Origin of the sequence: Planosporangium flavigriseum, from assembly GCF_011947225.1 — a bacterium.
Lineage (GTDB): Bacteria > Actinomycetota > Actinomycetes > Mycobacteriales > Micromonosporaceae > Planosporangium > Planosporangium flavigriseum.
Genome location: NZ_JAATVW010000012.1, coordinates 169,185 through 180,943 on the forward strand (window position 1 = coordinate 169,185; position 11,759 = coordinate 180,943).

The 11,759-nt window shown below is 70.4% G+C and carries 11 protein-coding genes; all 11 read left to right on the forward strand.

Going from position 1 to position 11,759, the window contains the following annotated elements; all coding sequences use genetic code 11:
- Positions 1 to 92 precede the first annotated feature (92 nt).
- The 11 genes from argC to HC028_RS17825 all read left to right on the forward strand — a co-directional run bounded on the left by argC (position 93) and on the right by HC028_RS17825 (position 11,710).
- Positions 93 to 1,100 (forward strand): N-acetyl-gamma-glutamyl-phosphate reductase, encoded by a 1,008-nt coding sequence (argC, locus tag HC028_RS17775; RefSeq protein ID WP_168078456.1) that lies wholly within the window; start codon positions 93 to 95, stop codon positions 1,098 to 1,100.
- A gap of 22 nt (positions 1,101 to 1,122) precedes the next feature.
- Positions 1,123 to 2,292: a bifunctional glutamate N-acetyltransferase/amino-acid acetyltransferase ArgJ gene (gene argJ, locus HC028_RS17780; RefSeq protein ID WP_168078457.1), complete on the forward strand. Its 1,170-nt coding sequence runs from the start codon at positions 1,123 to 1,125 to the stop codon at positions 2,290 to 2,292.
- Positions 2,289 to 3,173 (forward strand): acetylglutamate kinase, encoded by an 885-nt coding sequence (gene argB, locus HC028_RS17785; protein ID WP_168078458.1) that lies wholly within the window; start codon positions 2,289 to 2,291, stop codon positions 3,171 to 3,173. The genes argJ and argB overlap by 4 nt, the downstream gene beginning before the upstream one ends.
- Positions 3,170 to 4,336 (forward strand): acetylornithine transaminase, encoded by a 1,167-nt coding sequence (locus HC028_RS17790; RefSeq protein ID WP_168078459.1) that lies wholly within the window; start codon positions 3,170 to 3,172, stop codon positions 4,334 to 4,336. The genes argB and HC028_RS17790 overlap by 4 nt, the downstream gene beginning before the upstream one ends.
- Positions 4,333 to 5,247 (forward strand): ornithine carbamoyltransferase, encoded by a 915-nt coding sequence (gene argF / locus HC028_RS17795; RefSeq protein WP_168078460.1) that lies wholly within the window; start codon positions 4,333 to 4,335, stop codon positions 5,245 to 5,247. The genes HC028_RS17790 and argF overlap by 4 nt, the downstream gene beginning before the upstream one ends.
- On the forward strand, positions 5,244 to 5,792 hold the full coding sequence (locus HC028_RS17800; protein ID WP_168078461.1) for an arginine repressor: 549 nt from the start codon (positions 5,244 to 5,246) through the stop codon (positions 5,790 to 5,792). Before argF ends, HC028_RS17800 begins: the two co-directional genes overlap by 4 nt.
- Entirely contained in the window at positions 5,789 to 6,991 is a 1,203-nt protein-coding gene (locus HC028_RS17805) for an argininosuccinate synthase (protein ID WP_168078462.1), read from the forward strand. Before HC028_RS17800 ends, HC028_RS17805 begins: the two co-directional genes overlap by 4 nt.
- Positions 6,992 to 7,076: 85 nt before the next feature.
- The gene (argH, locus tag HC028_RS17810) at positions 7,077 to 8,507 is read left to right on the forward strand and encodes an argininosuccinate lyase (RefSeq protein WP_168078463.1); all 1,431 of its coding nucleotides are present in this window, start codon (positions 7,077 to 7,079) and stop codon (positions 8,505 to 8,507) included.
- Between the two features lie 248 nt (positions 8,508 to 8,755).
- The gene (locus HC028_RS17815) at positions 8,756 to 9,394 is read left to right on the forward strand and encodes a DNA-3-methyladenine glycosylase (RefSeq protein WP_168078464.1); all 639 of its coding nucleotides are present in this window, start codon (positions 8,756 to 8,758) and stop codon (positions 9,392 to 9,394) included.
- A 43-nt stretch (positions 9,395 to 9,437) separates the two neighbouring features.
- The gene (gene tyrS, locus HC028_RS17820; RefSeq protein ID WP_168078465.1) at positions 9,438 to 10,706 is read left to right on the forward strand and encodes a tyrosine--tRNA ligase; all 1,269 of its coding nucleotides are present in this window, start codon (positions 9,438 to 9,440) and stop codon (positions 10,704 to 10,706) included.
- 617 nt (positions 10,707 to 11,323) lie between these two features.
- Entirely contained in the window at positions 11,324 to 11,710 is a 387-nt protein-coding gene (locus HC028_RS17825) for a hypothetical protein (protein ID WP_168078466.1), read from the forward strand.
- Positions 11,711 to 11,759: the final 49 nt, after the last annotated feature.

Sequence of the window (11,759 nt, forward strand, 5' to 3'; positions counted from 1 at the left end):
GACGCTGTGCCTGCTGTCACCCTTCTCGGTTACCGGTTGCGCTCGCTCCGCGATCTCTATACAGTGGCCTGCATAGTCATACAGGAGGCGGTATGGGAATGCGGGTCGCAGTCGCCGGGGCGAGCGGGTACGCCGGTGGCGAACTGTTGCGCCTGATCGCCGGCCACCCGCACTTCGAGCTTGCCGTCGCGACGGGCCAGAGCCAGGCGGGCTCCCCGCTTGGGGCCGTCCACCCGCACCTCGTCACGTACGCTGACCACGTCCTGGCGCCGACCGATCCCGCCGCCCTGGCAGAAGCGGATCTCGTGTTTCTGGCCCTGCCCCACGGGGAGTCGGCAGCTGTGGCCGCTCAACTTCCGGCCCACACCAAGGTGGTCGACCTCGGCGCCGACCACCGGCTGATCGACCCGGGCGCCTGGACCCGCTACTACCCGGGGCCGCACGCCGGCACCTGGACCTACGGCCTCCCGGAGCTGCCCGGCCAGCGGGCGAAGATCGCCGAGTCCACCCGGGTCGCCGCTACAGGCTGCTACGCCGTGGCCACGATCCTCGCCCTCGCGCCGCTGATCGCGGCGGGCATCGCCAGCCCGGACGACGTCGTCGTCGTCGCCTCGTCGGGCACCTCGGGCGCCGGCAAGTCGCCTAAGGCGCACCTGCTCGGCAGCGAGGTGATGGGCGACCTCAGCCCGTACAAGGTGGGCGCGCACCAGCACGTACCAGAGATCAAGCAGGCGTCCGGGGCGCGGACGCTGTCGTTCACCCCGGTCCTCGCGCCGATGCCGCGGGGCATCCTCTCCACGGTGACCGCGAAGCCGCAAAGCGCGGCCGTCGACGTCCGCCAGGCCCTGCTCGACGCGTACGCGGGCGAGCACTTCGTCCGGGTCCTTCCCGAGGGGCGTTGGCCGCACACGGCCGCCACGTTCGGGTCGAACGCCTGCCACCTGCAGGCCGCCGTCGACGTCGACTCCGGCCGCCTGATCGTGGTCTCCGCCATCGACAATCTCGGCAAGGGCGCGGCCGGCCAGGCGGTCCAGTGCGCCAACCTGATGCTCGGCCTGCCGGAGTCGGCGGGTCTCTCAGCGAACGGAGTAGCTCCATGAGCGAGCGCAGCGAGGTGGCGTCATGAGCGTTACTGCCCCCAAGGGGTTCCGGGCGACCGGCGCGACCGCCGGGCTGAAGCAGTCGGGCAAGCCCGACGTGGCGCTCGTCGTCAACGACGGGCCGGACGCCACCGCCGCCGGTGTCTTCACGGCCAACCGCGTGAAGGCGGCGCCGGTGCTGTGGAGCCAGCAGGTGCTGCGCTCCGGCGTCGTACGCGCGGTCGTGCTCAACTCCGGCGGCGCCAACGCCTGCACCGGCCCCCAGGGCTTCCAGGACGCCCACCGCACCGCCGAACACGTCGCGGAGCGGCTGACAGCCGGCTCCCGGCAGCCGTTCGGCGCGGTGGACGTGGCGATCTGCTCGACCGGTCTGATCGGTGAGCGGCTGCCGATGGACAAGCTGCTGTCCGGGGTGGACGCGGCCGTCCGGGGGCTGGCGCGCGACGGCGGACCGGCCGCCGCGGAAGCGATCATGACGACCGACACCCGGCCCAAGACCACGGTGCAGACCGGCGAGGGGTTCACCGTCGGTGGCATGGCCAAGGGTGCCGGGATGCTCGCTCCCGCCCTCGCCACGATGCTCTGTGTCCTGACCACCGACGCGGTGGCCGACTCGGCGGTTCTCCAGTTGGCGTTGCAGAAGGCATGCCAGGTCACGTTCGACCGGCTCGACTCCGACGGCTGCATGTCGACCAACGACACCGTCCTGCTGCTGGCCAGCGGCGCCTCCGGGATCGAGCCGTCGGCCGACGAGTTGACCGCGATCGTCACCGCGGCCTGCCAGGACCTGGCCCAGCAACTACTCGCCGACGCCGAGGGCGCGACCAAGGACGTCACCATCGAGGTGACCGGCGCCGCGAGCGTGCCCGACGCGGTGGAGGTGGGGCGGACGATCGCCCGCAACAACCTGGTCAAGTGCGCGTTCTTCGGCAACGACCCCAACTGGGGCCGCATCCTCGCCGCCATCGGCACCACCAAGGCCGTGTTCGACCCGGACGCGCTCGACGTGGCGATCAACGGCGTGTGGATCTGCCGTGGGGGAGCCGCCGGTGACGACCGGGGCAAGGTGGACCTGACCGGGCGCAAGATCCACGTACGGGTGGATCTGCATGCCGGAGAGGAGACGGCGACCGTGTGGACGAACGACCTGTCCCTCGGGTACGTGCACGAGAACTCGGCGTACTCGACATGAACGGACGGGATCTCGGCATCGCCCTGGGCAAGGCGACCACCCTTATCGAGGCCCTGCCGTGGCTGAGCGAGTTCCACGGCGCGACGGTCGTCGTCAAGTACGGCGGCAACGCGATGGTCGACGCGGAGCTCAAGCGGGCCTTCGCCGCCGACATGGTGTTCCTCCGGTACGTGGGGCTCAAGCCGATCGTCGTGCACGGCGGTGGGCCTCAGATCTCCTCAATGCTCAAGCGCCTCGACATCGACAGCGAGTTCCGTGGGGGCTTACGGGTGACCACGCCCGAGACGATGGACGTCGTCCGGATGGTCCTGTTCGGGCAGGTCGGCCGGGAGCTGGTCAACCTCATCAACGGGTACGGGCCGTTCGCGGTCGGCATGTCGGGCGAGGACGCACAGCTGTTCACCGCGGTGCGGCGGGCCGCCTTCGTCGAAGGGGAGCCGGTCGACGTCGGGCACGTCGGTGACGTCGCCGAGGTCAACACGTCCGCGATCATCGACCTCGTCGCCGCCGGCCGGATCCCGGTGGTGTCGACGGTCGCGCTCGACGCCGACGGTGTCCTGCACAACCTCAACGCCGACACCGCCGCCGCGGCGCTCGCGGTCGCGCTCGGGGCGCGCAAGCTCGTCGTGCTCACCGACGTCGAAGGCCTGTACGCCGACTGGCCCAACACCGACAGCCTCATCACCCGGCTGACCGCCGCTGAGCTGGACGAGCTGCTGCCCACGCTCGACTCGGGGATGGTGCCCAAAATGGAGGCATGCCTGCGCGCGGTCAAGGGCGGGGTACCCGCGGCGCACGTCGTCGACGGCCGGGTGCCGCACTCGATCCTGCTTGAAGTGTTCACCTCGGAAGGGTTCGGAACGATGGTGGTGCCGTCATGACGTCGATCGTCGGCCAGTGGAACTCCGCGATCATGAACACGTACGGGACTCCGTCGCTGGCCCTGGTGCGCGGTGAGGGCGCCGTTGTCGTCGACGAGGCAGGCAAGTCCTATGTGGACTTCGTCGGCGGGATCGCGGTCAACGCGCTCGGCCACGCCCACCCGGCCGTCGTGCGCGCGGTCACCGAGCAGATCCAGACCCTCGGCCACGTGTCCAACCTGTACGTCTCGCCGCCGGCGCCGGCGCTGGCCGCCCGGTTGCTGGCGCTCGCGGGCAGGCCCGGTGGCGTCTTCTTCGCCAACTCCGGCGCGGAGGCGAACGAGGCCGCGTTCAAGCTGTCCCGGCGTACCGGTCGCAGCCACGTCATCGCCACGGTCAACGCGTTCCACGGCCGGACGATGGGCGCGCTGGCGCTCACCGGACAGCCGACGAAGAGCGATCCATTCCGGCCGTTGCCGGGCGACGTGCAGCACGTGCCGTACGGCGACGTCGACGCGCTCGCCGCCGCCGTCACCGACGAGACAGCCATGGTCATCCTCGAGCCGATCCAGGGCGAGGCCGGCGTGGTCGTACCGCCGGCCGGATACCTCACCGCGGCTCGGGAGATCACCGCGCGGCACGGCGCGCTGCTCGCCCTCGACGAGGTGCAGACCGGTATCGGGCGTACCGGGTACTGGTTCGCCTTCCAGGCCGAGGGCGTGGCGCCCGACGTCGTGACGCTCGCCAAGGGGCTCGGCGGCGGCCTGCCGATCGGCGCCTGCATCGCCTTCGGCGAGACGGCGACGCTGCTCGGCCCGGGCGCCCACGGCACCACGTTCGGCGGCAACCCGGTCTGCTGCGCCGCGGCGCTCGCCGTCCTCGACACGATCGAGTCGCAGGACCTGCTCGACCACGTCAAGCGGGTCGGCGAGCGCCTGCGGGCCGGCATCGAGGCGCTCGGCCACCCGCTGGTCGAGGGGGTACGCGGCGCCGGACTGCTGCTCGGCATCGTGCTCACCGCGCCGGTCTCCGCCACGGTGACGGCAGCCCTGGCGAGCGCCGGCTTCCTCGCCAACCCCATCCAGCCCGGCGTCATCCGCCTGGCCCCGCCACTCATCCTGACCACCGAGCAGGCCGACGCGTTCGTCGCGGCCCTGCCCGCAGCATTGGACACCGCCGTATGACGACCCGACACTTCCTGCGCGACGACGACCTGAGCCCCGCCGAGCAGGCCGCCGTCCTCGACCTCGCTGCCACGCTCAAGGCCGACCGGCACGGCCACCGGCCGTTCGCAGGCCCGCAGTCGGTCGCGGTGATCTTCGAAAAGCAGAGCCTGCGTACCCGTACCTCGTTCGAGGCCGGCATCGCCGAACTCGGCGGCCACGCGATCATCATCGACGCCCAGACCACGCACCTCGGCCGCGGCGAGACCATCGAGGACGCCGCGCGCGTGCTGTCACGGTACGTGAGCGCAATCGTCATCCGCTCCCACGCCGACTCTCGGCTGGCCGCGCTCGCGGCGGCCTCGTCCGTACCGGTGGTCAACGCGCTCACCGACGGGTTCCACCCCTGCCAGCTCCTGGCCGACCTGCTCACGATCCGCGAGCGGCTGGGCGGGACCGAGGGGCGCACCCTGGCCTACCTCGGCGACACGGCCAACAACATGGCCCACTCGTACCTGCTCGCCGGCGCGACCGCCGGCATGCACGTACGGCTCGCCGGCCCGGCCGGCTTCGACCCCGACCCGGCGGTCGTGGCCAAGGCCGCACAGATCGCGGCGACGACCGGCGGCTCGGTCGAGATCGGTCACGACGCGATCAATGCGGTGGCCGGCGCTGACGTGGTCGCCACCGACTGCTGGACGTCGATGGGGCAGGAGCACGACGGGCTGGACCGGATCACGCCGTTCCTCCCGTACCAGATCAACAGTGAACTCCTCGCCGGCGCCAAGCCGCACGTGGTCGTCCTGCACTGCCTGCCGGCCCACCGCGGCGAGGAGATCACCAGCGAGGTGCTCGACGCCAGCGCAGCCTGGGACGAGGCCGAGAATCGCCTGCACGCCCAGAAGGCGCTGTTGACGTGGCTGGTCTCATGACCGCACCGCCCACCAAGGCCGCCCGGCACGCCCGCATCGTCGGACTCATCCGGGAGCGTTCGGTACGCTCCCAGACCGAGCTCGCCGAACTGCTGGCGGCCGAGGGCATCCAGGTCACCCAGGCCACGCTGTCGCGCGACCTGGAGGAACTGGGCGCGGTCAAGGTGGGTGGGGCGTACCTGATCCCGGAGGACGGCAACCGCCCGCTGCGCCAGGCGGAGCAGGCGCCGGCCCGGCTCGTACGCCTGCTGCGTGAGCTGCTCACCGGCGCCGACGCCAGCGGCAACCTCGTCATCCTGCGTACCCCGCCCGGCGCGGCCCAGTTCCTCGCCAGCGCCCTGGACCGCTCCGGCCTGCCGGACGTGGTCGGCACGATCGCAGGCGACGACACGATCCTCGTGGTCGCGCGGGACGTGCTGGGCGGCCCGGCGCTGGCGGAGAAGCTCGCCGCGTGGGGCCACACCGACACCGGAACCAACCCAGACATCGCAGCCGCTCCCGGCGGCCCGCACACATCCGAGAATTCTGAAGGGAGCACATTGTGACCGACCGGGTCGTGCTTGCATACTCCGGAGGGCTGGACACCTCCGTCGCCATCCCGTACCTCGCCGAGAAGACCGGCGCCGAGGTCATCGCCGTCGCCGTCGACCTCGGCCAGGGCGGCGAGGACATGGCCGTCATCCGCCAGCGGGCGCTGGACTGCGGCGCCGTCGAGGCCGAGGTGATCGACGCCCGCGAGGAGTTCGCCGCCGACTTCTGCCTGCCGGCGCTGCGCGCGAACGCCCTCTACATGGATCGGTACCCGCTGGTGTCGGCGCTGAGCCGGCCGCTGATCGTGCGGCACCTCGTCGCCGCGGCCAGCAAGCACGGCGGCACGATCGTCTCCCACGGCTGCACCGGCAAGGGCAACGACCAGGTCCGCTTCGAGGTCGGCATCGGCGCCCTCGCGCCCAACCTCAAGGTCATCGCCCCGGCCCGTGACTACGCCTGGACCCGGGACAAGGCCATCGCGTACGCCGAGGAGAAGGGCCTGCCGATCGACGTGACGCGCAAGTCGCCGTACTCGATCGACCAGAACCTGTGGGGCCGCGCCGTCGAGACCGGCTTCCTCGAGGACATCTGGAACGCGCCCATCGAGGACGTCTACAGCTACACGCAGGACCCGACGGTGCCCAAGGACGCCGACACGGTCGTCATCACCTTCGAGGCCGGCGTGCCCGTCGCCATCGACGGTGAGACCGTCACGCCGTACCAGGCCATCGCGGAGCTGAACCGCCGCGCGGGTGAGCACGGCGTGGGCCGCCTCGACATGGTCGAGGACCGGCTCGTGGGCATCAAGAGCCGTGAGGTGTACGAGGCGCCCGGCGCCATCGCCCTCATCACCGCCCACCAGGAGCTGGAGAACGTCACGGTCGAGCGGGACGTGGCGCGCTTCAAGCGCACCGTCGACCAGCGCTGGGGCGAGCTCGTCTACGACGGACTGTGGTTCTCGCCGCTGAAGCAGGCCCTCGACGCGTTCATCGCCGAGACGCAGAAGCACGTGAGTGGCGAGGTTCGCCTCGTGCTGCACGGCGGCCGGGCCGTCGTCACCGGCCGGCGCTCGGAGGCCAGCCTGTACGACTTCAGCCTCGCCACCTACGACGAGGGCGACATGTTCGACCAGTCCCTCGCCAAGGGCTTCGTCGACCTGTGGGGCCTGCCCAGCCGGCTGGCCGCCGCGCGAGACGCCCGCTTCGACGGCTGACCCAGATGTTCCCGATCTTGGGGAGTTTGGCATCGTATTCGATGTCAAACTCCCCAAGATTTCGTAAAGACCAAGGAGCTCCAGCGTGACGCAGACCGACGGACCGACCCGACTCTGGGGTGGCCGCTTCGCCGGAGGCCCGGCCGAAGCCCTGGCCCGCCTCAGCGTGAGCGTCCAGTTCGACTGGCGGCTCGCCCCCTACGACCTGGCCGCCTCCCGGGCGCACGCCCGCGTCCTGGCCCGCGCCGGTCTGCTCGACGCCGAGGAGCTGGGTCACATTCTCGCCGCGCTGGACGACCTCGAGTCGGCCTGCGCCGCCGGTGAGTTCCGACCGACGATCGAGGACGAGGACGTGCACACCGCCCTCGAGCGCGGCCTGCTCGAACGCCTCGGCACGCTCGGCGGCAAGCTGCGCGCCGGCCGTTCCCGCAACGACCAGGTCGCCACCGACCTGCGCCTGTACCTGCGCGACCACGCCCGTGGGGTCGCCGCGCGCATCGTCGAACTCGCCGACGCGCTGGTCGAGCAGGCCGGCCGGCACATCGACACGCCCGCGCCGGGCTTCACCCACATGCAGCCGGCGCAGCCGATCACGTTCGGACACCAGCTGCTCGCCCACGTCCAGGCGCTGCTGCGCGACCTCGACCGGCTGCGCGACTGGGACCGCCGCGCCGCCGTCTCGCCGCTCGGCTCCGGCGCGCTCGCCGGCTCGTCGCTGCCGCTCGACCCGGCCCTGGTCGCCCGCGAACTGGGCTTCAACGCACCCGTGGCCAACTCCATCGACGGCGTCTCCGACCGTGACTTCGTCGCCGAGTTCCTGTTCGTCGCGGCGCTCACCGGCGTGCACCTGTCCCGCCTCGGCGAAGAGGTCGTGCTGTGGACGACGCCGTCGTTCGGTTGGGTCGAACTCGACGACGCCTTCGCCACCGGGTCGTCGATCATGCCGCAGAAGAAGAACCCCGACATCGCCGAATTGGCCCGTGGCAAGTCCGGTCGGCTGATCGGGCACGTGGCCGGCGTGCTCGCCATGCTCAAGGGGCTCGCGCTCGCGTACGACCGCGACCTGCAGGAGGACAAGGAGCCGGTCTTCGACGCGGTGGACACCCTCGAAGTGGTCCTGCCCGCGCTCGCCGGAATGATCTCAACCATGACGGTACGGGTGGACCGGCTCGCCGAGGCGGCGCCCCGCGGGTACACGCTCGCCACCGAGATCGCCGACTGGCTGGTGCGCCGGGGGGTGCCGTTCCGCGAGGCGCATGAGATCACCGGCAAGCTGGTGAGGATCTGCTCCGACCGCGACTGCGCGCTCGATGAACTCTCCGACGACGACCTGACGGCGACCAGTCCGCACCTGACCCCAGCGGTACGCGAGGTGCTGTCGGTACGCGGGGCGCTCGCCGCGCGTACGACGCCGGGCTCGACGGGACCGGGGCCGGTGAGCGAGCAGTACTCGGCCGTGCAGGACCGGCTCGACGGGTGGCGCGAGTGGGCCGCGGAGTCGGTCGTACCGCGGTAAGCGCGAGCGGGCGCGCTCTGACAGTTGCCTTCCGCCGATGCGGTACGCGCCGCATCGGCGGAAGGGTATATGGCCATGCGGAACAGCGTGAGCGGGCGATAGGCGAGCCCGCGGCGGTCCGCAACCCGCCCGGCCCCGAACCGCGTCGAGCCCGACGCCTGTACCTGCACCGTCTCGCACTCTGGGACAATGGCGATCGGTGCATGTCGGGTTTGGTGGGGGTTCACAGTGGAATGTGGGGGGCGTGAGTGAGCTTTGGACAGGAGCTGGCCGACCTGCTCGCCGGCCCCGCCGACGTGGCTGCCCGTGGGCTGCTCGGCTGCCGGTTGACCGCGGGCGGCGTGACGGTACGACTGACCGAGGTCGAGGCGTACGCCGGCACCGGCGGCGACCCCGCCTCGCATGCCCACCGCGGGCGCACACCTCGCAACGAGGTGATGTTCGGCCCATCGGGATTTGCCTATGTCTACTTTACGTACGGAATGCATTGGTGTTTGAACGCGGTCTGCGGGCCCGAAGGCGAGGCGGCCGCCGTTCTCCTGCGGGCTGGGGCGGTTGTCGACGGCGTCGAGACGGCCCGGGCTCGTCGTCGGTTGCGGGTACCCGATGATCGTCAGCTGGCCCGGGGGCCGGCCCGGTTGTGCTCGGCGCTGGGCATCGACGGTTCGGCGTACGGCACCTACCTGCTCGGCGGTGGTCCGGTCACACTGCTGCCGCCGGTGACCCCGCTGCCCGACGAATTGATTCACAGCGGGCCGCGGGTCGGCGTGACCGGGGGCCACGACACGCCCTGGCGCTTCTGGATCGCCGGTGACCCGACGGTCAGCGAGTACCGGCGGCACGTGCCGAAACGACGCTCGGGCGGCACTGCTCCGCCGGGCCGATAAACCGGTTGGGACCTGCGGTCGCCGATGGGGGACAATCGCTGACGTGACGGACGTACTCGATGACTTGCAGTGGCGCGGTTTGATCGCGCTCTCCACCGACCTCGACGCCCTTCGCGCCGAGATGGCGCGTGGGCCGATCACCTACTACTGCGGCTTCGACCCGACGGCGCCCAGCCTGCACGTCGGCAACCTGGTCCAGATTCTGACCGTGCGTCGCCTCCAGATGGCGGGCAACAAGCCGCTCGCTCTGGTGGGCGGTGCCACCGGTCTGATCGGTGATCCGCGGCCGCAGTCCGAGCGCACCCTCAACTCGCGGGAGACGGTCTCCGGCTGGGTCGAGCGGATCCGCGGGCAGATCGAGCCGTTCCTGGACTTCGACGGCGAGTACGCCGCTCAGATGGTCAACAACCTCGACTGGACCGAGGGGCTGTCCGCGCTCGACTTCCTGCGCGACATCGGCAAGCACTTCCGGGTCAACGCCATGCTCGCCAAGGAGGCGGTCAGCGCCCGGCTCAACTCGGAAGCCGGTATCAGCTACACCGAGTTCAGCTACCAGATCCTGCAGGGCATGGACTTCCTGGAGCTGTTCCGCCGGTACGGGTGCCGCCTGCAGACCGGCGGCAGCGACCAGTGGGGCAACCTCACCTCGGGCTCCGACCTGATCCGCCGGGCCACCGGCGAGTCCGTTCACCTGCTGGCCACGCCGCTGGTCACCAACGCGGCTGGCGAGAAGATCGGCAAGTCCACCGGCGGCGGCAACCTCTGGCTCGATCCGGAGATGACCAGCCCGTACGCGCTGTACCAGTACTTCATCAACGTCGACGACGCGACGGTCGGGCAGCTCTTGCGGATCTTCACGTTCCTCGACCGCGAGGAGATCCTCGAACTGGAGAAGGAGACCGCCGAGCGGCCGGCAGCCCGCCTCGCCCAGCGACGGCTGGCCGAGGAGGTCACCCGTCTTGTGCATGGCGAGGAGGAGACCCGCGCGGTCATCGAGGCCAGCAAGGCCCTCTTCGGGCGGGGTGACCTCGAGGCGCTCCCGCCGACGACGCTCCGGGCTGCGCTGGCCGAAGCCGGCATGACGATGTTCCCGGGCGCCCTGCCTCCGGTCACTGACCTCTTCAAGGATGCCGGCCTCGCGTCGAGCCGGGGCGACGCCCGTCGCACCATCGCGGAAGGTGGCGCGTACATCAACAACGTGCGGGTGACCGACGCCGAGGCGGGTGTGCCCGAGGACGCGCTCCTGCACGGTAAGTGGCTGGTCCTGCGCCGCGGCAAGAAGAACATCGCCGGGGTCGAGCTGCAGCGGTGACCGTGCGGGAATGGCCGGCGCCGGTGCGGCGTTGGCCTTCCCCTCGGCACCAGTCCGCGGATCGGTGGCCAGGTCGCTGGGAATGCCTTCCAGGGACACGGCGTTGACATGGAGGTCGTCCGGTCGCCTTCGAGGCTGTCCTCGGGTGGCTGGGAGCGCTGGTCGTGGGAATGACGTTCCTGCGGTTGGCGTTGAGCTTTCTTGTGTCGCCCGCGTGTGGCTTGGCCGCGTGGTGTGGCTGCTGGTCTCGGGAGTGTCTTCTGGGGCGTCGGCGTTGGCTTAGGTTGTCTGGTTCGCTGCTGTGGCGTTGCCATGTCCCTGCACGGAGCGGGGAATGCGGCGTGTGGTGGTGGGTTGGGCTGTCTGCTGCGTCTGCTTGTGCGGTCTGGTCTGCTTGTGCGGTCTGGTTCTGTGCGGATGCGGGTTGCTGGTCTCGGGAATGTCTCCTGAGGGGCCGGCGTTGACATAGGGGTGTCCGGAACGTCGCCGAGTCGCTCGGTGCGGGACGGGGCGCTGGTCGCGGGAATGAAGGTTCCCCGGTCGGTGTTGAACACGGAGTACGTCCGCCGGCGTCCCAATTCCAGAACCGGGTCGTTTTCGAACGCCCCGTCCGGGATGTGACGCAGGACAACGGTCGCTCAGTTGACGATCGTGATCTGGCGGGCGTAGTTTTCTCTCTGCTCGCGGGGACGCCGGAGATCAAGATCCGGGACCACGTGACGCAAACCAGGCAGGTAGCGCCGAGCGCTGGCCTTGACTGGTGCCTGATCTGGCAACTGTCTTCAACGGATGAGCGATCCGACTTGGGGTGGGGGCGAGAATCGGGTAATGTGAACGAACGGCAGGGAACCGGACGAAAGAGCGGAGCGAAAGCGTCGCCGCGGACGGCCTGCCAAATTCCCGAAGCACAGCCGAAGGCGTTCGGCCTGCGTTGCTACGTGGATCGGACGGTGAACGTCAAACCCGGCAAGCCGGTGCTTGACACCACGAACCGGACTGTGTAGAGTAGGGGAGTTGCCCCGGTTGCGGCCACTGGATGGTGGTTGTGGCGGG